The 21,022-nt window shown below is 61.9% G+C and carries 19 protein-coding genes and 1 tRNA gene; 9 read left to right on the plus strand and 11 right to left on the minus strand.

Annotated elements, in window-relative coordinates; genetic code table 11:
* Positions 1–86: 86 nt before the first annotated feature.
* The 7 genes from BTO32_RS08710 to BTO32_RS08740 all read right to left on the minus strand — a co-directional run bounded on the left by BTO32_RS08710 (position 87) and on the right by BTO32_RS08740 (position 7,393).
* Complete coding sequence (locus BTO32_RS08710; RefSeq protein WP_175618652.1) at positions 87–911, minus strand: HAD family hydrolase; 825 nt, start codon at positions 909–911, stop codon at positions 87–89.
* The gene (locus BTO32_RS08715) at positions 911–1,723 is read right to left on the minus strand and encodes a carbohydrate ABC transporter permease (protein WP_076724250.1); all 813 of its coding nucleotides are present in this window, start codon (positions 1,721–1,723) and stop codon (positions 911–913) included. The genes BTO32_RS08710 and BTO32_RS08715 overlap by 1 nt, the downstream gene beginning before the upstream one ends.
* Positions 1,724–1,732: 9 nt before the next feature.
* Positions 1,733–2,605, minus strand: a complete 873-nt coding sequence (locus tag BTO32_RS08720) for a carbohydrate ABC transporter permease (protein WP_076724251.1) — start codon at positions 2,603–2,605, stop codon at positions 1,733–1,735.
* 78 nt (positions 2,606–2,683) lie between these two features.
* Positions 2,684–3,961 (minus strand): ABC transporter substrate-binding protein, encoded by a 1,278-nt coding sequence (locus tag BTO32_RS08725; RefSeq protein ID WP_076724252.1) that lies wholly within the window; start codon positions 3,959–3,961, stop codon positions 2,684–2,686.
* Positions 3,951–4,994, minus strand: a complete 1,044-nt coding sequence (locus BTO32_RS08730; RefSeq protein ID WP_076724253.1) for an ABC transporter ATP-binding protein — start codon at positions 4,992–4,994, stop codon at positions 3,951–3,953. The genes BTO32_RS08725 and BTO32_RS08730 overlap by 11 nt, the downstream gene beginning before the upstream one ends.
* Positions 4,981–5,775, minus strand: coding sequence for a DeoR/GlpR family DNA-binding transcription regulator (locus BTO32_RS08735; RefSeq protein ID WP_076724254.1), 795 nt, complete (start codon positions 5,773–5,775; stop codon positions 4,981–4,983). The genes BTO32_RS08730 and BTO32_RS08735 overlap by 14 nt, the downstream gene beginning before the upstream one ends.
* Before the next feature lie 232 nt (positions 5,776–6,007).
* On the minus strand, positions 6,008–7,393 hold the full coding sequence (locus tag BTO32_RS08740) for a dihydrolipoyl dehydrogenase (protein WP_076724255.1): 1,386 nt from the start codon (positions 7,391–7,393) through the stop codon (positions 6,008–6,010).
* Positions 7,394–7,691: 298 nt separating this feature from the next.
* Between BTO32_RS08740 and BTO32_RS08745 the strand changes: the two genes are divergently transcribed.
* Positions 7,692–8,765: an ADP-ribosylglycohydrolase family protein gene (locus BTO32_RS08745; RefSeq protein ID WP_076724256.1), complete on the plus strand. Its 1,074-nt coding sequence runs from the start codon at positions 7,692–7,694 to the stop codon at positions 8,763–8,765.
* 56 nt (positions 8,766–8,821) lie between these two features.
* Here the strand turns inward: BTO32_RS08745 and BTO32_RS08750 are convergent, their stop codons facing one another.
* A complete protein-coding gene (locus tag BTO32_RS08750; RefSeq protein ID WP_084206821.1) occupies positions 8,822–9,364 on the minus strand; it encodes a DUF6795 domain-containing protein in 543 nt (180 codons plus the stop codon).
* A gap of 642 nt (positions 9,365–10,006) precedes the next feature.
* Here BTO32_RS08750 and BTO32_RS08755 point away from each other — a divergent pair.
* The 3 genes from BTO32_RS08755 to BTO32_RS08765 all read left to right on the plus strand — a co-directional run bounded on the left by BTO32_RS08755 (position 10,007) and on the right by BTO32_RS08765 (position 12,230).
* On the plus strand, positions 10,007–10,531 hold the full coding sequence (locus tag BTO32_RS08755; protein ID WP_425435222.1) for a CinA family protein: 525 nt from the start codon (positions 10,007–10,009) through the stop codon (positions 10,529–10,531).
* A gap of 151 nt (positions 10,532–10,682) precedes the next feature.
* On the plus strand, positions 10,683–11,732 hold the full coding sequence (recA, locus tag BTO32_RS08760) for a recombinase RecA (RefSeq protein ID WP_076724418.1): 1,050 nt from the start codon (positions 10,683–10,685) through the stop codon (positions 11,730–11,732).
* A 36-nt stretch (positions 11,733–11,768) separates the two neighbouring features.
* Positions 11,769–12,230, plus strand: a complete 462-nt coding sequence (locus BTO32_RS08765; protein WP_076724258.1) for a flavodoxin family protein — start codon at positions 11,769–11,771, stop codon at positions 12,228–12,230.
* Positions 12,231–12,237: 7 nt separating this feature from the next.
* Here BTO32_RS08765 and BTO32_RS08770 read toward each other — a convergent pair whose 3' ends face one another.
* Positions 12,238–12,618 carry a PilZ domain-containing protein gene (locus BTO32_RS08770; RefSeq protein ID WP_076724259.1) on the minus strand — a complete coding sequence of 127 codons (381 nt, stop codon included), beginning with the start codon at positions 12,616–12,618 and terminating at the stop codon, positions 12,238–12,240.
* 162 nt (positions 12,619–12,780) lie between these two features.
* Here BTO32_RS08770 and BTO32_RS08775 point away from each other — a divergent pair, with 162 nt between their 5' ends.
* Genes BTO32_RS08775 through BTO32_RS08785 form a run of 3 tightly spaced genes read left to right on the plus strand, consistent with a single transcriptional unit; the run spans position 12,781 to position 17,472 of the window.
* Positions 12,781–15,189: a Lon protease family protein gene (locus tag BTO32_RS08775; protein ID WP_076724260.1), complete on the plus strand. Its 2,409-nt coding sequence runs from the start codon at positions 12,781–12,783 to the stop codon at positions 15,187–15,189.
* A gap of 39 nt (positions 15,190–15,228) precedes the next feature.
* Positions 15,229–15,849: a response regulator FixJ gene (gene fixJ / locus BTO32_RS08780; RefSeq protein WP_076724261.1), complete on the plus strand. Its 621-nt coding sequence runs from the start codon at positions 15,229–15,231 to the stop codon at positions 15,847–15,849.
* 51 nt (positions 15,850–15,900) lie between these two features.
* Positions 15,901–17,472, plus strand: a complete 1,572-nt coding sequence (locus BTO32_RS08785; RefSeq protein ID WP_076724262.1) for an ATP-binding response regulator — start codon at positions 15,901–15,903, stop codon at positions 17,470–17,472.
* On the opposite strand, the gene BTO32_RS08790 is transcribed toward BTO32_RS08785, so the two are convergent.
* Complete coding sequence (locus BTO32_RS08790; protein WP_076724263.1) at positions 17,469–18,347, minus strand: MaoC/PaaZ C-terminal domain-containing protein; 879 nt, start codon at positions 18,345–18,347, stop codon at positions 17,469–17,471. The genes BTO32_RS08785 and BTO32_RS08790 overlap by 4 nt on opposite strands.
* A 160-nt stretch (positions 18,348–18,507) precedes the next feature.
* Between BTO32_RS08790 and BTO32_RS08795 the strand changes: the two genes are divergently transcribed.
* Together BTO32_RS08795 and BTO32_RS08800 are read left to right on the plus strand one after the other, a co-directional pair.
* Positions 18,508–19,539, plus strand: coding sequence for an AraC family transcriptional regulator (locus BTO32_RS08795; RefSeq protein ID WP_076724264.1), 1,032 nt, complete (start codon positions 18,508–18,510; stop codon positions 19,537–19,539).
* A gap of 131 nt (positions 19,540–19,670) precedes the next feature.
* Positions 19,671–19,747: transfer RNA gene (locus BTO32_RS08800), tRNA-Asp, on the plus strand.
* A 227-nt stretch (positions 19,748–19,974) separates the two neighbouring features.
* Here the strand turns inward: BTO32_RS08800 and BTO32_RS08805 are convergent.
* Positions 19,975–21,021 carry an AraC family transcriptional regulator gene (locus BTO32_RS08805; RefSeq protein WP_076724265.1) on the minus strand — a complete coding sequence of 349 codons (1,047 nt, stop codon included), beginning with the start codon at positions 21,019–21,021 and terminating at the stop codon, positions 19,975–19,977.
* Position 21,022 lies beyond the last annotated feature (1 nt).

Below are 21,022 nucleotides of genomic sequence, written 5' to 3' on the forward strand. Positions count from 1 at the left end.
TGCCCGGTACGGGGGCGCTGAGCGATCAGGGCCGGGCCTGCGGCAGGGGATGAGAAGGTAGCGGCGGAAGGCGGCCTAGGGAGTCTTTATTTGAGCAATCGTTCGACAAATTCGGCAAAACCGAATCCTCCGCTGGCCGAAGTGATATAGCGCGGGGGGTGGGGCAGGCTGTCCAGAAAGGGGGCGATGTTGGCCACGCCCACACTGTAGGGGAAGTGGGCAAACATGGCGGCATCGTTGCCGGAATCACCGATAAAGGCCACTTCATGGGTGGAGATCGGCTGTCCGCTTCTGGCTGCTTCCTGTTCCAGCCAGGCCTGAGCGGTGCTGGCCTTGTCGTAATCGCCCAGCCAGGCGTTGATGTGAATGGAGCTGAGGCGCGCCTGTACGCCGGCCTGGTGCAGCAGTGTCAGCAGCCGCTCCCGCTCTTCCCGGCTGGCCTGCCACTGCTGGCCGATGTCGAAGGCGATATCGGTCTCCCGATAGGGCTGGTCGTCGGTGGGGCGGGCAAAGTCATGCTGTGTGCTCAACCGTTGCTGCAGGCGCTGCAGCAGGGCGCGGTTGCGGGTTCTTTCCACCAGTGGCTGCCGATAGGTGCGCTTCATGGTGCCCCGATCATCGGGCTGGATCCAGAAGGCGCCGTTTTCACCGATCACGGCGCTTACCGGCCAGGTGCGGGCGATGCAGTCGCACCAGCCGGCGCAGGCGCCGGTGACCGGAATCACCTGAATGCCGGCACGCTGCAGCCGATCCAGCGCGACGAAGGTCTCCACCGGCAGGCGGCCCTGCCAGGTCAGGGTGTCGTCCACGTCAGTGAACAGATAGCGGATGCGGTGTTCCAGCCGCTCCGGCAGGGGGCCGGGCCTGGGGGGTTGAGTCGGTGTTACATCCTCGGGACAGGGTGCGGGCATCATTTCAGTCCTGCATGCATAAATGAGTGGACAAAGCGGCGCTGGAACAGCAGAAACAGGGCCAGCAGTGGGCTTATGGCGATCAGAGTACCGGCACAGATCACCGGCCAGTCGACGCCGGATTCAGGGGCGCCAAAGATTGCCAGCCCCACGGTCAGGGGGCGGCTCTGTTCGGTGTTGGTCACCACCAGCGGCCAGAGAAAGTTGTTCCAGTGGTGGCTGACGGAGACCAGACCGTAGGCCAGATAGGTGGGTTTGGCCAGGGGGACGTAGACCTTCCACAGCACCCCCAGACGGGAGCAGCCCTCCAGTCGTGCGGCGTCCTCCAGCTCCTGGGGCACACCCTTGAAGGTTTGCCGCAGCAGAAAGATGCCAAAGGCGCTGGCCATGTAGGGCAGCCCCACGCCGAGTGGCGTGTCGATCAGGTCCAGCCCGGCCAGGGTACGGTAGTTTTCCACGATCAGGATCTCCGGTACTACCATCAGTTGCAGCAGAACCAGAGCGAACACCATACCCCGGCCGGGAAAGGGCATCCGCGCCAAGGCGTAGCCGGCAAGGGTACAAAGTAGCAGTTGCCCGGCCAGAATCAGGCCGGTAATGATCAGGGTGTTCAGCATGTAGGTGACAAAGGGTGCCTGCTGCCAGGCGGTCACAAAGTGTTCCCCGGTCAGGGGGGCGAAAGGATCAAAATGGGTGGTGAACTGTGCTCCATGGGTGGCGGCCCAGAGTGCGTAGATCAGGGGCATGATCCACAGCAGCCCCAGCCACCAGGCGGCAGCGGTGGTGAGAGCTCTGGTCAGACGATTAGTCATGGCAGCTCCTTAGCGATAGTGGATACGACGTTCAAGCAGGGTGAACTGCAGCAGCGCCAGCAGGATCAGCAGTACCAGCAGCACCAGGGTGAGGGTGGCGGCATAGTTGCTGTCGAAGAAGGCGAAGGCGTTTTCGTAGATGTAGTAGAGCAGCAGATTGGTGGCGTTGTTGGGGCCGCCCTTGGTCAGGATGAACAGGTGGTCCACCAGCTTGAAGGCGTTGAGCACGGCGTTGACCAGCACAAAGAGGCTGGTTGGCATCAGCAGGGGCAGGGTCAGGCGGCGGAAACGGTACCAGGGACTGGCTCCTTCCAGCGCCGCCGCAGCGTAGAGGTCGGGGTTCAGTCCCTGGAGGGCCGCCAGGTAGAAGATCATGAAGAAGCCGGCCTCCTTCCAGATGGTCATCAGCATCAGGCTGGGCAGGGCCCAGTCCGGATCCCCCAGCCAGTTGATACTGTCCAGCCCCAGGCTGCCCAGCAGTTGGTTGAACAGGCCGATCTCCGGGCTGTAGAAGAACAGCCAGATATTGGCGACGGCAATCATGGGCAGCATGGTGGGAGTGAAATAGGCCAGCCGCAGAGCGGTGCGGCCGCGAATCCGGCTGTTGACCCACAGGGCCATCACCAGGGCCAGTACCATGGAGGTGGGTACCGTGCCCAGGGCGTACCAGAGGTTGTTGCTCAGCGCCTGCCAGAACACCTCGTCATCCAGCAGCATGCGGTAGTTGTCGAGCCCGGCAAACTCGGCCTGTTCGCCGCTGCGGGCGGGCAGGTACAGGGAGTGCCAGAGTGTGCTCAGAGCGGGTATATGGGTAAAGGCCAGTAGCATGACCAGTGCCGGCAACAGCATCAGCCAGGCGTGTAGCCAGGTACGTTGGTTCATCGGGTCACCCTGGAGAGAGTCGAATACCGGAGAGCCTGGGGCGCTTGCTCACCCCAGGCGGTTGGATCAATACCGGAATCAGTAGCGGGACAGTATGCGCTCTGCCTGTTTCTGGGCCGCATTCAGCGCGGCCTCCGGTTCGGCCTGGCCGTTCAGAACCGACTGGATGGCGTCATCCAGCAGTTTGCGGATGCGACCGGCCTGGTGGGTGGCCAGCTCGGCGGTAGCGTACTTGAGCTGATCCCGAGCCACTGCCGCCTGCGGGAACTCCTTGATATACCGGCTCAGGGCCTCGGTTTCATAGGCAGCCGGGCTGACGCCAATGTAGCCAGTTTCAATGCTCCAGTGAGCAGCCTGTTCTGGAGAGGTCATGAAGCGGACCAGTTTGAGGGCAGCACGGCGCTCTTCCGGGGTCGATTGTTTGAAAATGTAGAAGTTGCCGCCTCCTGTGGGTGAGCCGAAGTTCTTGCGAGCCGGCAGCATGGCAACACCAAAGTCAAAGTCCGCATTCCTTTTGACCGCAGTCAGACTGCCGGTAGAGTGCCACATGATGGCGGTTTTCTGTTCCAGGAAGTTCTGGCGCAGGGTGCCCCATTCAATGGTTCCTTCCGGCATGACACCGTATCGGCTGCCCAGGTCACGCCAGTACTCCAGGGCCTCAACCACGCCAGGCTTGTTGAACCATGTCTGGTTGCCAGCACTGTTCATCAGCACTTCGCCGTTCTGTTTGGCCAGGGCGCCAAACATCCAGTAGGGGTAGCCGGTGGAGGGAATCATGACACCCCAGCGCTCCACCTGCCCCCTGGCATCGGTCTTCACCAGCTTCTGCCCCATCTCGACCAGTTCATCCCAGTTTTGCGGGGGACGCTCCGGGTCCAGGCCGGCCTCGCGGAAGGCATCCTTGTTGTAGTACATCACGATGGTGGAACGCTGGAAGGGAATACCGTAGGTGACGCCATCCACCTTGCCGTTTTCCATCAGGGCGGGATAAAAGCTGTTGAGCCACTGGCGCTCCTCGTCCGTTTCCACCAGCTCATCAAAGGGGATGATCGCGTCCTGGTCCATCAGTTCGTGAACATCGATGGAGAACATGACCGAAAGCTGAGCCGGCTGACCGCTTTTCAGTGCTGCCAGCGCCTTGACCCTCGCGTCATTGTAGTTGCCGGCATAGATGGCATTGACCTCGATCTCCGGGTTCTGCTGTTCAAACTGCTCGATCATGCCATCCACCACCTGAGTGAGGGGACCGCCGACAGAGACCGGGTAGTACATGGTCAGTTCAGTCTTGGCCTGGGCGGCAATGGCGACCAGGGAGGCAAGGCCAGCGGCCAGCAGACGTTTGGTTCTAGACAACATGGGTAGGCTCCGTTTGTATCAGTGGATGGTCGGGTGTTGCAAAATCCCTGTTCAGTCGCTCTCCGCTGTGGAGACAGAAGTGGTGCTCCTGGGTCGAGGGCCAGGCGAGCTTCAGTTCGCTGTGCAGCGCCAGGCACTGATGGCCGGGCAGGCGCAGCTTGAGGATCTGGTTGTCGTGCCCGGGCAAGGCCGCATCGATAATGGTGTCGGCCCCTTGGTAATCGACATGCACAACCCGCGCGTCTACCCCCTGCTGTTGCAGGGTCACATGTTCCGGACGGATGCCGAGCAGCCGTTCGCCACAGCGGATGAGGTTCATGGGGGGGTTACCGATGAAACGGGCCACAAAGGTGTTTTGTGGCTGGCTGTAGAGCGTTTCCGGGGGACCGTACTGGGCCACTCTGCCCTGGTTCATCAGAATGATACGATCGGCCATGCTCATCGCTTCCACCTGGTCGTGGGTGACATAGAGCACGGTCATTCCCAGCTGCTGCTGCAGGGCTCTGAGTTCGACCCGCATCTCGTTGCGCAGCCGGGCATCCAGGTTGGAGAGGGGTTCGTCCATCAGGCACAGGGGGGCTTCAGCCACTATCGCCCGGGCCAGGGCCACGCGCTGACACTGACCGCCGGAGAGCTGGCCAGGCTTCTTGTGCAGCTGGGGGCCCAGATCAACCAGTTCCGTCACCCGGCGCAGGCGGCGCTGGCGTTCGGCGGGGGGCACCCGACGGGCCTTGAGGCCGAACAGAATGTTCTCCTCCACACTCAGGTGGGGGAAGAGGGCGTAGGACTGAAACACCATCGCCAGCTGGCGCTGGCCCGGCGGCAGCCGGGTGATGTCGCGGCCGTTGAGTTGCAGCCTCCCGCTGTCGGGCTGCTCCAGCCCGGCGATCATTTTCAGGGTGGTGGACTTGCCACAGCCGGAGGGGCCGAGCAGGGCGACAAACTCCCCCTGTTCAATGCGGAAGGTGAGATCGTCGACCGCCTGAACCCCGGCCCAGCCCTTGTTCAGGGATTGCACCTCAAGTTGGCTCATCCGTGTGTTCCTCTGTTGGCATGCTGGTACAGACCAGTTCGGTTTCGGTATGGGCCAGCAGGGCGTGCACTTCCGGCGGCAGGCGGTCGGTGACAAAGATGTTGACCTCCTCCAGCAGCCCGGTGCGCACTGGAGCGTTGCGCAGGTACTTACTGCTGTCCGCCACCAGAATGCTCTGATCGGCGCAGTCGATAATGGCCCTGGACAGATGTGATTCCTCCGGTGAGAAATCCATCAGTTCACCCCGAGCGCTCAGGCCTCCGATACCGAAGATGCCGTAGTTGACCTGGAAGCGGCGCAGAAAACGGGTGGTGTCCTCCCCCATCAGATCCTGGTCCGCAGGGCGGATACGGCCGCCGGCCACCAAGGTTTCGATCCGGGGGTTATGGCATAGGGTGATGGCGGCGTTCAGATTGTTGGTGATCACCTGCAACCCGGGATGATCCAGCAGCGCCTGGGCCACCTGCTGGGGCGTGGTCCCTATGCCCAGAAAAATGGAGGCACCTTCCGGCAGCCGTTTCGCCACCGCCTGGGCGATGGCACGCTTGGCCTCCAGATTGATCACCTGTCGATTGGAAAACGACAGGTTCCGGTTCTGACGTGGCCAGGTGATGCCGCCGTGTACCCGCTGCACCAGTCCCCGGTTGCTGAGTTCATTGAGATCCTTGCGGATGGTCTGTACCGAGACCTGAAAGGCTTCAGTCAGTTCGCTGCTGTCCAGGCGGCCATCCGTCTGGGCGAGCATGGCAAGGATCTGCTGTTGTCGTGTTGACAGGTTCATGAGGTTTCGCATCTTTCCCGTTCTGCAGGCCTCCGGTTTTCGTATGCCTGATCAGAGGTTTCGAGCGAAAATTCTGGTTCCGGCGGATGACAATCCGGAAACAGCCAGGTGACAGGATGTTTAAGATTTTGTGACGTTTCGGCGAGTAGAAAGCAGGAAGGGGAGGCAGGTATGAAGCAGTGTATCATCTGTCCGGGCAGGAAAACGGGGGCAACGCCCCCGTTCCCTCAATTCACACCCGCCTCTGCAGCTCCCGCAGCAGGCTGCGCAGGCCTTCCTCAAGGACCGGATGGTAATAGGGCATGGCCAGCAGGTCTTTTACCGTCAGTCGTTGCTGCATGGACCAGGCCAGCAGGTGGGCCAGATGTTCGGCGTCCGGGCCGAAGATTTCCGCGCCCAGGAGTTTTCCGCTACCGGTTTCCGCCCATATTTTCATCAGGCCGCGGTCCCGGCCCAGTACTTTGGCGCGGGCCTGCTGGGCAAAGTCGAAGGCGGCAACGGCGTAGCGGCCAGCATACTGCTGTTCCACCTGTGCCGGCTGCAGCCCGACGGTCGCAATCTGCGGGTCGGAAAAGACAATGGCCAGGGGCACGGTTCTGGGGCCCGGCGTGACGTCCGGCAGCCGGGCGGCGTTGCGGCCGGCAATTCTGCCTTCATCCGCGGCTTCATGCAGCAGGGGCAGGTAGTTGTTGGCATCCCCGGCAATGAAAATATGGCTGACGGAACACTGCAGGGTGTCGCGATCAAATACGGGGATGCCATGCTCGTCCAGCTCCAGGCTGGTGTTTTCCAGACCCAGCCTGTCCACGTTGGGGCGCCGGCCCGTGGCCGCCAGCAGGTAATCGAACTGCTCGGTGACTTCCCGGCCGTCCTTGTCGGTAAAGGATACCCGGACCCCGGAGGCCGTTTCCCCGATATGGCTGACATGGGCGTCCGGATCCAGCGGGAACTCGTCATTGAAGCAGTGGTAGGCGGCCTTGCGGATGTCCTCGTCACCAATGGGGCCGATCAGGCCGCCCAGTCCGAACAGGCGTACCCTGACTCCCAGCCGGTGCAGGGCCTGTCCCAGTTCCAGCCCGATCACACCGGCCCCGAACACCACCACGGATTCAGGCAGGGTAGTCAGTTCAAACAGGTCATCATTGACCAGCAGCCGGTCGCCGGCAGCCTTCATCATGCCCGGAATATTGGGCCGTGAGCCGGTGGCAATCACAATGCTGTCTGCTTCTATCTGCTCGCCATCCTCCGTTTCCAGCCGGTGATCCGAGACAAAATGCACGGCCTTGTCCAGCCGGTCCGATTCCGGTATGGAGGCCATTCCCCGGAGCACCTTGTTGACAAAACCATCGCGCATCCTGCGTACCCGTTGCATGACCCGCTTGCCATCCACCTGAATCTCTCCGGCGCTGACTCCGAACATGTCGGCCTTGCGCATATGCCAGGCGGTGTCGGCAGCGGCGATCAGAAGCTTGCTGGGCATACAGCCGACCCTGGCGCAGGTCGTGCCCAGCGGGCCCGGATCAATCAGCAGAACACTGTCGGTATGTTCCCGGGCAGAACGGTAGGCAGTAAGGCCGGCACTACCGGCGCCTATAACAGCAACGTTGACCTTGCGCATATGACCTCCTTACGGAAAACTGTTCGGGGCGGGTATTCGGGGACCCGTGTCCGGATGATCACGCAGAGCAGCCCGCCGGCGGCTCCCGTATCCTCCTGATTGTATCTGTGCCCGTGGGGATGTCAGGCACCATGGGCCATTCCCGGACTGCAGTCGTGACGGATACCGGACATCCGGGCAGGATCCCGGAACCATGCTCTATCAATAGCCCCAGTCGGTGTATTTCCACAATGACACAGCTCAGTTTCATACAGACTGCGACAAAACGTCCCGGTTCTGCTGCCGGGGGAGAGTGCCGGTGACATTCCCCTCCCGCGATCACTACACGGCCTGCCTTCTCGGCGGAGCTATCGGGGATGCCCTGGGGGCGCCGGTGGAATTCCTGTCCCGGGCGGAGATTCTGCAAAGGTTCGGGCCGCAGGGGATTACCGACCATGCCGAAGCTTACGGTGGCCGCGGCCGGATCACCGATGATACCCAGATGACGCTGTTTACTGCCGAGGGCCTGTTGCGGGGCCGGTTGCAGCAGTTGCAGCAGGGGCGTGCGGATTACGGGCAGGCAGTTGCAGATGCCTGTCTGCGCTGGCTGGTGACCCAGGGAGGTGAATATCAGGAAATGGAAGCCCGTACCGATGGCTGGCTGTTCCGGCAGAAGAGCCTGCACAGCCGCCGCTCTCCCGGTATGACCTGCCTGACGGCGCTGCAGGATTACCCGGGCGAAACCGGAATTGCCGGTAACGACAGCAAGGGCTGCGGCGGCGTCATGCGGGTGGCACCGGTGGGCCTGTTCCGGTGGGCCCTGCAGGAGGCAGGAGCGGATCAGGCCTTTGCCGATGGCTGCATGTGTGCGGGCCTTACGCACGGGCATCCCACCGGTTATCTGAGCGGCGGCGTCTTTGCAGCGGTGATTTTCAATCTGCTTGATGGTCAGCCCCTGCCGGACGCCATGGCTTCAGCCCGGCAGCGGTTGCTTGCGGAGCCCGGGCATGAGGAAACTGCAGCCGCCCTGGATCTGGCCCTGACCCTGAGCACATCCGGCATGCCCCATGCGGACGCCATTGCGGCCCTAGGAGAAGGCTGGGTTGCGGAAGAGGCTCTGGCCATAGCCCTGTATTGCGCACTGGTGGCGGAAAGTTTTGAACAGGGCATCCTGCTGGCCGTCAATCATGATGGCGACTCGGACTCCACCGGTGCCATGGCCGGCCAGCTGCTGGGGCTGATGTCCGGCACCGCGGCCATCCCCTCATGCTGGCTGGAGCCCCTGGAACTGCGGCCGGTGATTGAAACCGTGGCTGCCGACCTGTGGGAGTGCGGGCGGTGGCAGGCGGGGAAGGTGGAGTTGTCTGTACTTGGCCGGTATCCGGGAGAGTGATCTGCCAATCCCGGGTGTTGTCCGGGATTGGCTGTCTGCGACTCTGCTGAGCTCTCCTAGAACCCCTTGTCAATCTTGTCCGGAACCACATCCCATGTGCACTTGGTAACGAAAGGCTGACAATCGACTTCTATGGCTCTGAGTTCATTTTCAATGTCACAGGTGACGATCAGCGGCTTCCCTCTTGCTTCCGAATTTTCATCCCTTATACGTTTGACGCCATCCCATATTACATAATCGACATCATTTACGGTAACGGTCACAAGCTGGCCAACCGCAAACTCCTGAGGGAGCAGGCTTGAAATGCTTCTTTCAAATCGTGCCGGCATTTCAAAATAGCCGTGCTCGTCAGTTCTGGTCCGGTCGGTTTCCTTTTTCTGGTAAGAAGTGGTTCTTGTAACGGTTGCATTTGAAACCGGAGTTCTGCCTTTGAGGATGACTCCGGAAAAAGCCAAAAATGTGCACACCTTTCCTGTATCAAATATAGACAAGGAATAAGCCTCTGTAGCCAGCAAAAAGAGAAGCAACACCAAAGTTGTTGCGGGGAACATGAAGAAGGGTTCGGACTTTTCCCGTTGGCGGAGCTTCCGGGCAGACATCTGTATTTTCCATGCAGTATTTTCCATGCAGTGAGGTGGCGGTTCCGGCAGCATCCTGTCCGGATGCCCTGGTAATCAGAGTGGCACGCCCGTCAGAACTGCATGGCAGGCCGATCATAGCCATGTCCATTCCTTCCATTTTCTTCATGTAACTGCAGCACCCTTGTGACGGCGCCACTGTTACGAGGAAATACACGCAACCATGTGTGTGCCTACGGGCTGGGGCTGCCTGTACATCACTACCGCCCAGGTATTTGGGTTATTTTATTGCCCGGGAGGTGTCAGGCAAGACCGCGATAGCGTTACCCGGCCCGGGCAGTTTCCGATCCTTGTCCTGGAAATGCTCCACTGGCATACGCCGGGACTGGCTGCATTCGGAAACTGACCGGTGATATTCCGTTTCAGACCCCTGCCGGTCTTATAATGCAGAGCATATCTGTTCGGCCGCTGATGTCGGGCCTGTCAGCGGGTGGAGGCTGAATGATGAGGGCAGAAGCGGGTCAATGAATGTCCGGAGCCTCTGTCAGCTTCGCAAGCTGGCTTTTGTGTACGGATATGGTGAAATGAGCGAGTGGTTCACCCCGGCGGCGAACCCGTAGGGGTGAGCGCAACCAGTCGTCAGCGGATACATGGGAGCGGATGATGAGTGACTTTGTTCAGGTCAGTGATGAGGCCCTGAATCAGGCGGCGGACCATCTGGGGGATCTGTTACAGGAGCAGGGCTGGGTTATGGCGACGGCGGAGAGCTGCACCGGCGGCTGGGTGGCGAAGGTGCTGACGGACCGGCCGGGCTCGTCGGATTATGTCACGGCCGGTTTGGTGACCTACAGCAACGCCGCCAAGCAGGCGGTGCTGGGGGTGTCGGCCCAAACCCTGGCCGAGCATGGCGCGGTCAGCGAGCCGGTGGTGCGGCAGATGGTGGCGGGGGCGCTGGCCGCCACCGGCGCGGATGTGGCGGTGGCGATCAGCGGCATCGCCGGGCCCGGCGGTGGCAGCCCGGACAAGCCGGTGGGTACGGTCTGGTTTGCCTGGGGCTCGGGGCCGGAGCACACCGAAACGGCGGTCCGGCGGTTTCAGGGCGATCGTGACCAGGTACGGCGCCAGTCGGTGCTGTTCGCTCTGGAGTCGGTGAGCCGGTATCTGGCGCCGGCGCTCATGGATTCGTGACCGGTGTCGCGGGGAGGGGTTGGTCTGCTCCCCGGCTTGTGTTTTAATACTGTTCAAATATACAGGATTTGCCCGGATGGGGATCCTGTCCACGATCCGCTGCCGGCCCGCGCGGCATGCCGGCAGCTCAGGCGACGAGGGGATTCGACCGATGGAAGATAACCGCAAGAAAGCACTGAGTGCAGCACTGAGTCAGATTGAGCGCCAGTTCGGCAAGGGCGCGGTCATGAAGATGGGGGATCAGCCCCGGGAGGCCATCCCGGCCGTATCCACCGGCTCACTGGGCCTGGACGTCGCGCTCGGGATCGGCGGCCTGCCGTACGGTCGGATTGTGGAGATTTATGGTCCGGAGAGCTCCGGTAAGACCACGCTGACCCTGCAGGTGATCGCCGAGGCCCAGAAGCAGGGCAAGACTTGCGCCTTCGTGGATGCCGAGCACGCGCTGGACCCGATCTACGCCGAGAAGCTGGGCGTGAACGTGGACGAGCTGCTGGTGTCCCAGCCGGATACTGGCGAGCAGGCTCTGGAAATCGCTGACATGCTGGTGCGCTCCAACGCGGTGGATGTGATCATCGTGGATTCGGTGGCGGCCCTGACTCCGAAGGCGGAAATCGAGGGCGAGATGGGCGACAGCCATGTGGGCCTGCAGGCCCGCCTGATGTCCCAGGCCCTGCGTAAGCTGACCGCCAGCGTCAAGAATGCCAACTGCCTGATGGTGTTCATCAACCAGATCCGGATGAAGATCGGCGTCATGTTCGGCTCGCCGGAAACCACCACGGGCGGTAACGCCCTGAAGTTCTACGCCTCCGTGCGCCTGGACATCCGCCGCATCGGTTCCGTCAAGGACGGCGACGAGGTCATTGGTAACGAGACCCGGGTGAAGGTGGTCAAGAACAAAGTGTCGCCTCCGTTCAAACAGGCCGAGTTCCAGATCCTGTACGGCAAAGGCATCTACCATATGGCCGAGGTGCTGGACATGGGTGTGAAGGAAGGCTTCGTCGAGAAATCCGGGGCTTGGTACTCCTATAACGGCGATAAGATCGGTCAAGGCAAGGCGAATGCCTGCAAGTTCCTGGAGGAGAACCTGGAGATCGCGCACGAGATCGAAGCCCGGATCCGGGAAAAACTCATGCCCAAGCCCGTGAAGAAGGAGGCCGTACCCGAGGCGGCACCGGCCGAGGCGAATGGCGAGCTGCTCTGATCCGTACCGGGCGGGGAGCACTCCGGGGCGGGCCGCATGAAGCGATTGCTGATCGTGGCCCATGCGCCGTCCCCGAATACCCGCCGCCTGCGGGCGGCGGTGGCGTCCGGGGCCCGCAGCGGCGAGGTCGAAGGGGTGGAGGTGGTGGTCAAGGCACCGCTGGACGCCGGCCCCGATGATGTGCTCGCCTGTGACGCTCTTGTGCTCGGGACGCCGGAAAACCTGGGGTATATGAGCGGCGCCCTGAAGGACTTTTTCGACCGCAGCTATTACCCCTGCCTGGATCGGACCCAGGGGCTGCCCTTCGCGTTCTACATCCGCGCCGGCCATGACGGCACCGGCACTCGGCGCGCTATTGAGTCCATCACCACCGGTCTGCGCTGGCGACAGGTTCAGCCGCCCCTGATCTGCCGGGGCGAGTATCGTGATGAGTTCGAGGAACAGTGCCGGGAGCTGGGATTGTACGTGGCGGCCAGCCTGGAGGCAGGGCTGATCTGAGCGGCGTCTAGCCGGCGCAGCCCGTGTTATAGAGCCCTTCCAGCCGAGACAGGGCGTTGTCCGCAGCCCGTGAGTAGCCTTTCTTGTCCCGGCAATAGCTGAACTGTACGCTGACCCGATAGCCAGCCTGGAACGGCTGGCATTCGATCACCCGTGCGCCCACCCGGGACTCGCGAATGTACTTACCTTCAAAATCCATCAGCAGCCGCGCCCCCGGGGCATATGGCCGTGGGCTCAGAACCGCCATGCCGTAGCGGTTCAGGTCCAGGCAGGTGACCGGTATTCCGGATGTGCTCCGGCCGAACAGACCGTGCTCGCGCAACCGGACCCCCAGGCAGGAGGCTCGGTAACGGTCCTTGATCCGGCGATCGGTGAGCGCGTGCGTCATGTGGACATCTCCCTGGCTGTTCTTGTTGTTTTGCCGTGTCTGTCGCATGGGCGCGACAGGGCAGCGTTCAGACTCTACAATGGGCGCCGATGTTTTATCTTTAAGTTGTTGTCCGCCCGGGTGATTGCTCACCGGGCCACGGGATTGCTACAGGAACTGACCTTGAAGCCACTGCCTTTGCACAAGCTGTATAAAGCCTGCGTTCTCAAAGATCTGCCATTTAAGACCACCCGGCAGCTGGAGCCCCTTGAAGAAATTGTAGGCCAGAATCGGGCCCAGGAGGCGGTTCGTTTTGCCCTGGCCATGCCCCATGGTGGTTACAACGTTTACGCCGTGGGTCGCAACGGCCTGGGCAAGCGGACGATGATGCTGCGGTATCTGGAGCATCATGTGGACACCGAGCAGCAGGCCCATGACTGGTGCTACGTCGCCAACTTCGAGGATCCGAGGGAACCCAGGCTGCTGAAGCTGCCCGCCGGCAAGGGCATTCAGCTCAAGCAGGACATGGAAAAGCTGATGGCGCGCCTGGTGAAGGTGATTCCTCAGACCTTTGACAGCGACAGTTTCCTTGAACGCTCGGAACAGCTGAAGGGCGAGTATGCCAAGAAGCAGGAAGAAGAGCTGGAAAAGGTGGCGGCCCAGGCCCGGCGCAAGAAGGTCAGCCTGACCATCTCCACCCCCGGGGGCTACCGTTTGGTGGCCATGAACGGTGACGAACCGCACACCGCCGAGTCGTTCCAGGCCCTGACCGACGAACAGCGCCAGAAGTTCGAGGACGCCATCAACCGTCTGGAAAAGAAACTGCGCCAGGCCCTGCGCCGGATTGCCGACTGGGAGCAGGAATACACCGAGAAGCAGCAGGCGCTGAATCAGGAGACGCTGGAAAGCATCTCCGGGCACCAGATCGACGATCTGGAGGAAAAGTACCGGGATTTGCCGGACGTGGTGGCGTATCTGGAGGCGGTGCGCGCCGATCTGGTGGAGAACCTGGACATCTTCCTGGATGACAGCGAGGAGCAGGCCGCCATTGCCTATGCCTCCCTGGACAAGAAGATGCCCCGGCGCTACCTCGTCAACCTGCTGGTGCAGCAGAAAACCAACGAAGTGCCGGTGGTGGTCGAGGACAATCCCACTTACCACAACCTGTTTGGCTACGTGGAAAACGTTACCTACAAGGGCACGGTGTTCACCGACTTCTCGCTGATCCGCGCCGGCAGCCTGCACCGGGCCAACGGTGGTTACCTGCTGATGGACGCCATCAAGGTGCTGGAACAACCGTTCGTATGGGATGGGCTGAAGCGGGCACTGCGCTCGCGCATGCTCCAGATCAATTCCCTTGAGCGCGAGCTGACTCTGTCCGGCACCATCTCTATCGAGCCTGAACCGGTGCCGCTGGATGTCAAGATCGTGCTGTTCGGTGACCGCGAGACCTGGTTGTTGCTGCAGGAGTACGACCCGGAGTTCTCCGAGCTGTTCCGGGTGACGGCGGACTTCGAGAACGAAATGTACCGCACCGAGCACAGCCAGCTGCTGTACGCCAAGTTTATCGCCAGCCTGGTCAACGAGAAAAAGCTGCTGCACTGCACCAACAAGGCGGTGGCCCGGATTATTGAACACAGCGCCCGCATGGCGGAGCATCAGGAACGGTTGTCGCTGCACGCCGCGGACATCGCCAACCTGCTGCGGGAGTCCGATTTCTGGGCGCGCCAGGCCAACGCCCGGCTGATCACCGAGGTGCATGTGGAACGGGCGCTGGAGAGCGCGCGATACCGCAGCAGTCGCATCCGGGATCAGTTGTATGATTCGATTCGTGATGGCTCGACGCTGGTGTCCACCACCGGCGTGCGGGTGGGGCAGGTCAACGCCCTGTCCGTATTGTCCACCGGCGGTTTCGAGTTTGGCCTGCCCAACAGGGTGACCGCCACCTGCTATTATGGCGATGGAGGGGTGATGGACATCGAGCGCGATGTGAAGCTCGGCGGCAACATCCACTCCAAGGGCGTGCTGATTCTGACCTCCTGGCTGTCGTCCCATTTTTCCGTCGAGGACCCGATGCACCTGTCGGCCAGTCTGACCTTCGAACAGAACTATGGCGAGGTCGACGGCGACAGTGCCTCGCTGGCGGAACTGTGTGCGCTGGTTTCGGCCCTGTCCGAGGTGCCGGTACGTCAGGACTTGGCGATCACCGGTTCGGTCAACCAGTTCGGAGAGGTGCAGCCGATTGGCGGTGTCAACGAGAAGGTCGAGGGCTTCTTCGCCACCTGCCAGCTCAAGGGCGGCCTGACCGGAACCCAGGGCGTGATCGTTCCGGCCACCAACGTGCAGAACCTGATGCTGGACAGCGAGGTGCTGGCGGCGGTTCGGGAAGGGAAATTCTCCATTTACGCGGTTTCGACCGTGGAAGAAGCTGTGACCCTGCTGCTTGGGCGCCCGGCGGGCGAGGCCAACGACAAAGGCAGGTACCCGAAACAGAGCGTTTTTGGCATTATCCAGCAACGGCTTGAAAAACTTCGGGAACACGATCGGCAGGAGCACGCCAGGAGCGAGCAGAAGGACCCGTCGATTCACTGACCGGCGCAGACAAGAAAACGGACAGGAGAGAAAAGACCCATGACCGATATCCAGCAAACCGTATACGTAGTTGAGGATGATGAGGCGGTACGCGACTCCCTGGAGCTGCTGCTGAAGTCCGATGGCAAGCAGGTCAAGACTTATGAGAGCGCCAACGCGTTCCTCCGGGACTACTCCGACAAGATGGCGGGGTGCATTGTGCTGGATATTCGCATGCCGGGCATGGATGGCATGGAGCTGCAGAAAAAACTGAACGAAAAACACTCCATCTTGCCGATCATCTTCGTGACCGGTCACGGCGATGTGCCCATGGCGGTGGATGCCATGAAGGAAGGGGCGGTGGATTTCATCCAGAAGCCCTACCGGGAAGAGGCTCTGCTGGAGAAAATCGAGGCGGCGTTGAAGCAGGACCTGGAACAGCGCAAGTCCCTGGAGGAAAAGCAGGAGATCATTCGCCGGGTCAAGAGCCTGACGCCGAGGGAGCGGGAAATCATGGACCGGATGATCGCAGGCCAGGCCAACAAGGTGATTGCCATCGAGCTGGAGATCAGCCAGCGCACGGTGGAGATCCACCGCTCCCGGGTGATGCACAAAATGGGCACCCACTCTCTGGCACACCTGGTCCGCATGGTACTGTCCGTAAAGGACCTTATCGACTAAGTTCCGGGGCTCCGGCACGATACCCTGACGTTTCTAACCGGTCACGTGTCTATGACTGAAGTAGTTAGCGAGAGTCCGGAGGTCACCGTTCTGCTGGTGGATGACAATCCGCAGAACCTGGAGGTCCTCTACGAAACGCTCAAGGACAAGGGCTACCGCCTGCTGATCGCCAACGAGGGGGAGAAGGCCCTGGACTTGGCGCACCGGCATCAGCCGGAAGTGATTCTCCTGGACATCATGATGCCGGAGATGGACGGCTACGAGGTGTGCCGGCGACTGAAGGCCGACCCGGAAACCGCGGACTGCGCCATCGTCTTCCTGTCCGCCCTCGACGATCTCCAGGCCAAGGTAAAGGGCTTTGATCTGGGCGGGGCGGATTACATCGCCAAGCCCTTCCAGTCCCAAGAAGTCATCGCACGGGTCCGGACCCATGCCCGGGTGATCCGTCTGGAGCGGGAGCTTCAAGCCCGCAACCGCGAGCTCCAGGGGGACCAGACCCGCATTCTCAATTCCATCAGCGAAGGCATCTACGGGCTCGACGAACAGGGCGTGATCGAGTTTGCCAATCCGGCGGCGGCGATGATCGTCGGCGCGCCGGTGGAGGAACTGGTGGGCCGGAATTTCTTCGAACTGCACTTCGCCACCGGCGCCGAGAACCCGGACAGCCTGCCGGTGCAGGCCACCTGTCGCCAGGGCATTCCCGAGAACCAGCGCAACATCCGCCTGCTGCGGGCCGATGGCCAGGGATTCCCCGCGGAGTATCGGTCAACCCCGAAACAGGAAGACGGCGAGCTGCGTGGAGCTGTGGTGTTGTTCCGTGACATCACCGCCGAGCTGGCAAAGGAGCAGGCCCTGCAGGAGGCCCAGGCCCTGGTGCAGGAACAGCGTGACCAGCTGGCTCACACCTCGCGCCTGACCACCATGGGAGAGATGGCCGCGGGCTTCGCCCACGAGGTGAACCAGCCACTGACAGCCATCACCAACTATGCCCGTGTGGCCAAGCGCATGATGGCGCGGGACGAGCCGGATCTGGACCTGCTGCGCCAGACCCTCGACAAGATGGAGGCGCAGTCCCACCGGGCCAGCGAAATCATTCGCCGCATTCGCCGGTTCATGAAAAAACCGGCGGCCGGCAAGGAAATCCTGGCAGTGCCGGTCCTGCTGGAAGACACCCGGCAGTTCGCCGAGGTGGACATGCGCAACAACGACGGGGGCATCGAAGTGGTCATCGAGGACGGGCTTCCCGATGTCCTGGCGGACCCGATTCAGGTCCAGCAGGTGGCCCTGAACCTGATCCGGAACGCACTGGAAGCGACCCGCTCCGCGGGCTCCTCGGTGCCGGTCCGGGTCAGCGCCGGGCGTGCCGGGGAAGGGTTTGTGAAGATCGAGGTGCGGGACCACGGTGTCGGGCTCCCCGAGGACGCCGAGGAAAAGCTGTTCCATCCCTTCTACACCACCAAGGACGAAGGCATGGGGATTGGCCTGGCCACCTGCCGCTCCCTGATCCAGGCCCAGGGGGGGGAGATCGGTTTCGAGCGCCCCGAGGATGGCGGCGCCTGTTTCTACTTCACGCTGCCGGTGGCTGGCCGCGAAGTCGAGTCTCCGGCGTCACCGGAAGCCTAGAGCCAGTCGATGCGCCCGCTCAGGTGGGGCGCATCGCCTTGCCGGTTCAACAGCTGAAACGCCCACCCGGACGTGTCCGTTTTCCAGTTCAGTTGCGCCGTTCCCGGCAGCAGCAGTGGTTTCTTGAACTGGCACGCCACCGCGAAAGGGCTGCCTCGCCACTCCGGCTGCTGCTGCAACAGCGCCAGGCAATGCGCCTGACTCCACATACCATGGGCAATGGCCCGGGGAAATCCAAACAGCCGGGCCGTGACCGGATGCAGGTGGATGGGGTTTCGATCCCCGGACACGGCACCGTAGCGGCGTCCCAGGGCCGCGTCCGCCCGTACTTCCAGGCTGTTGGGATAGCGGGGTAAGTCACCCGGTTGAGTCTGCCCCCGAGATTCCGTGGCCTCGGGTTTGGCCTGCCGGTACAGGTTGGTGCTCGTTTCTTGCCAGACGGTCCGGCCGGCGACCATCACGTCGGTGACCAGATCAAACTCGATGCCCCGGTGGCTGCGAACCCAGTTGCCGAGGTATACCCGGATATCCAGGGCCTCCCCCTCGGCAATGGCCCGGTGCTGAACGATGCGGTTGCGCAGATGCACCAGCCCCAGTAGCGGAAGCGGGAAAGTGGTATCGGTGAGCAGCCGCAGGTGTAGGGGAAACGCGAGGATGTGGGGCCAGGTCGCTGGCAGTTGACTCCCGCCTGGAAAGCCGCACAGGGACCGGTAGTTCGCCAGTGCCGGCGTGACGGAGGCCGTGCCCAGCAAACGGGCCTCCAGGGCCGGCAGGGTCAGGGTGTCGGGATCGACCTTGGGGCGGCGCCGGAACGCGCGGGCAAACAACGGCAGCAAGGGTGGCGGAGCGTGACGAAAAATCAATGAAGCGGGCATGGTGCTGGTGTCCTTGTGGCCTGATATGCTCTACTGTTTAATATGAGACGATAGTCTAAGAGTTTGGCGGAACGGGCCAGCTCGGGCATTGACTTGGCGTGCCTTGCCGTTTGTCCGGCGGGTCAAAGATCGTACCAATAAAAATTAAAAGCGGGATCATATGCAGGAATTACGTGACGCGGGCGTGATGTTGCGCCTGATCTACGAGGCCATGAAGAAAAAGGGAATTGACACCGACGCCATCTTCAACCGCCTCGGAGTGGACGAGAGCTACGTTTTCGCGGACCAGTTGCGCACGCCTCACAGTGCCCAGCTGTATTTCTGGCAGGTGGTGGAAGACGTGTCGGGAGATCCGGACATCGGGCTGCACCTCGGCCAGCTGTTGCCCGCCTACAAGGGCCAGGTGCTCGAATACCTGTTCCTGAGCAGCCCCACCTTCGGTGAGGGGCTGCGCCGGGCCCAGAACTACCAGCGGCTGCTCAGCGATGCTGCCAACACCGACTTCTTCATCGATGGCGACGAGGCCTGCATGGTACTCGACACCGCCTCGGACGAGGTCCGCCGTCTCAAGCACTTCAACGAATGCTTTGTGCAGGGCCTGATCACCTTCTTCCGCTCCATTACCGACGGCACCTTCCATGCCTCCCGCATCGAGTTTGAGCATACCCGGGAGGAGGGGCAGGCGCATGTCCGTGACATTCTCGGCTGCGAGGTGGTGTTCGGTGCCGACGAGAACCGACTGTATTTCCCCGCCCACCTGTTGGATCACCCCTCGCCCCACGCCGAACCCGAACTGCTGGCGCTGCATGAACGGTTTGCCAGCGAGCAGGTGGCACGCCTGGAGAAGAAGGATATCGTCGGCCAGGTGGAGCGGATCGTCGCGGAGTTGCTGGACAGTGGCGAGGTGACCCTGGATGCCGTGGCCGAGCGGTTGGGCATCAAGCCCCGGACCCTGCGAACCCGACTGGCCGAAGCGGAAACCAGCTTCAATCAAGTATTGGCGGATTTCCGCTACCGCCTGGCCCGGCAGCTGCTGGCAACCACCGACGAATCCATCGACGAAATCGTCTACCTGACCGGTTTTTCGGAGCCCAGCACCTTTTACCGGGCGTTCAAACGCTGGTCCGGCATGACGCCGATCGAGTACCGCAAGACCGCCCAGGGCAAGGACGCCCTGGTGGATGTCATGTGAGATCCTCCGGGAAAATTTTTTCATGAAAAACGTTGACATGGGCGGGGGCCGCTATATAATGCGCCCTCGTTGTCACCGAGCAGTCACACCCCTGACTGCAGCCGTATGACCGGCATCGGTGAGCCCCATGCGGAGCGGTAGTTCAGCTGGTTAGAATACCGGCCTGTCACGCCGGGGGTCGCGGGTTCGAGTCCCGTCCGCTCCGCCATTTTTCCCTCCTGTTGTTCTGTCTGTTTCCCGATTCGGCCGTTGCCGCTTTCAAACACCTCGTCATATCGTTGTCACGTTTCGTGCGTACTCTGGGAGTCTGTGTCCTTTCGGGTATCCATCATGTCTGAGTACGAAGAAGAGCTTCTGGAAACCACCCTGGACGAGTTCGAGGACGACCCTCGGGTCGACGATGCATTCGAGCTGTAACACGCCCGCGTTTTCTATTCAGCGTTGGGGTGAGTGGCGCAGCGTCCTGCGATGCTCTCCGGGGCTGATGCCGAACCAGCGCCGGTACGCCTTGTGAAAGGCCGGCGGGTTGGCAAAACCCAATAGCCAGGCAATTTCCGACAGGGAGCTGTCGGTTTCCCTCAGGTAGTCCAGGGCCAGTTGCTGACGGGTTTCGTCCAGCAGTTGGCGGAACCCGGTGCCTTCGTCGGCCAGGTGCCGCTGCAGGGTCCAGGGCGACAGTCCCAGGCGCATGGCGACCGCCTCCAGGCTTGGGGTTTCGCCCCGCAATAAGGGGGGGATCAGGTGCCGGACCCGGTCCGCCATCGTCCAACCCCGCTCGATTTTTTCCAGTTCCTGATCACACAGATGGCACAGGTGCTCGTGCATGGCCGGATGCGCCTGGGAGCCCGGTTGCCGCCAGACCGCTGGCTTGAAGCGGACATGATTGCTGTCGGCACCGAATTCCACCGGGCACAGGAACCAGCGTTCGAACAGTTCATCCTGGCCGGTGGACGGGTATTCGATCGCCACCCGTTCCAGTACGTCGTAGCGGCCGGTCAGGGTCCGGGCCAGCTGGGTCCAGGCCGCCAGGACCGAGTCCACCACGAAATAGTTGAATGGGTTGTAGGGGCGGATGGAATGGAAATGCACTTCCCGTTGCTCCGGTCGCAGGTGGGGCTGGCCGCGGCTGTTGTGGCTGGTCAGCCGGGAGTAGCGCACCAGCACCGCCATTGCTTGGGCCACATGGGCGGCGGTTTCGGCGGCCAGGCCCGCAAGGCCCGCGTCCACCGGGCGGGTCAGGGCGCCCATGCGCAGCCCCAGAGCCCGGTTGCCGGTCTCGGAGATGGCGGCATGCCCCAGGCGCATAAAACGGGGGATGCTGATGCGGGCCTGGGGGGAGGCCAGAGCCGCCGAGTCCAGGTTGAAGCGACGGGCCAGTTGCGGGCCGTCGGCGCCTTCCTCCGCTGCGGCCCGCAGCAGCACGGACACATAGAGCATGCTGATGTCGCCGAGGGCGTGGTGGCGGTTTCCGTTGGCTGGCATG

Source organism: Marinobacter lutaoensis (genome assembly GCF_001981305.1).
In the GTDB taxonomy this organism is placed as follows: domain Bacteria; phylum Pseudomonadota; class Gammaproteobacteria; order Pseudomonadales; family Oleiphilaceae; genus Marinobacter; species Marinobacter lutaoensis.

What these genes read in the sequence shown, in the direction of transcription:
- BTO32_RS08805 (WP_076724265.1), bottom strand. Translation starts at nt 21,021, where the DNA reads ATGCCAGCCAACGGAAACCGCCACCACGCCCTCGGCGACATCAGCATG.
- recA (WP_076724418.1), top strand. Translation starts at nt 10,683, where the DNA reads ATGGAAGATAACCGCAAGAAAGCACTGAGTGCAGCACTGAGTCAGATT.
- BTO32_RS08720 (WP_076724251.1), bottom strand. Translation starts at nt 2,605, where the DNA reads ATGAACCAACGTACCTGGCTACACGCCTGGCTGATGCTGTTGCCGGCA.
- BTO32_RS08795 (WP_076724264.1), top strand. Translation starts at nt 18,508, where the DNA reads ATGCAGGAATTACGTGACGCGGGCGTGATGTTGCGCCTGATCTACGAG.
- BTO32_RS08770 (WP_076724259.1), bottom strand. Translation starts at nt 12,618, where the DNA reads ATGACGCACGCGCTCACCGATCGCCGGATCAAGGACCGTTACCGAGCC.
- BTO32_RS08725 (WP_076724252.1), bottom strand. Translation starts at nt 3,961, where the DNA reads ATGTTGTCTAGAACCAAACGTCTGCTGGCCGCTGGCCTTGCCTCCCTG.
- fixJ (WP_076724261.1), top strand. Translation starts at nt 15,229, where the DNA reads ATGACCGATATCCAGCAAACCGTATACGTAGTTGAGGATGATGAGGCG.
- BTO32_RS08765 (WP_076724258.1), top strand. Translation starts at nt 11,769, where the DNA reads ATGAAGCGATTGCTGATCGTGGCCCATGCGCCGTCCCCGAATACCCGC.
- BTO32_RS08790 (WP_076724263.1), bottom strand. Translation starts at nt 18,347, where the DNA reads ATGCCCGCTTCATTGATTTTTCGTCACGCTCCGCCACCCTTGCTGCCG.
- BTO32_RS08730 (WP_076724253.1), bottom strand. Translation starts at nt 4,994, where the DNA reads ATGAGCCAACTTGAGGTGCAATCCCTGAACAAGGGCTGGGCCGGGGTT.
- BTO32_RS08785 (WP_076724262.1), top strand. Translation starts at nt 15,901, where the DNA reads ATGACTGAAGTAGTTAGCGAGAGTCCGGAGGTCACCGTTCTGCTGGTG.
- BTO32_RS08750 (WP_084206821.1), bottom strand. Translation starts at nt 9,364, where the DNA reads ATGTCTGCCCGGAAGCTCCGCCAACGGGAAAAGTCCGAACCCTTCTTC.
- BTO32_RS08710 (WP_175618652.1), bottom strand. Translation starts at nt 911, where the DNA reads ATGCCCGCACCCTGTCCCGAGGATGTAACACCGACTCAACCCCCCAGG.
- BTO32_RS08735 (WP_076724254.1), bottom strand. Translation starts at nt 5,775, where the DNA reads ATGAACCTGTCAACACGACAACAGCAGATCCTTGCCATGCTCGCCCAG.
- BTO32_RS08715 (WP_076724250.1), bottom strand. Translation starts at nt 1,723, where the DNA reads ATGACTAATCGTCTGACCAGAGCTCTCACCACCGCTGCCGCCTGGTGG.
- BTO32_RS08755 (WP_425435222.1), top strand. Translation starts at nt 10,007, where the DNA reads ATGAGTGACTTTGTTCAGGTCAGTGATGAGGCCCTGAATCAGGCGGCG.
- BTO32_RS08740 (WP_076724255.1), bottom strand. Translation starts at nt 7,393, where the DNA reads ATGCGCAAGGTCAACGTTGCTGTTATAGGCGCCGGTAGTGCCGGCCTT.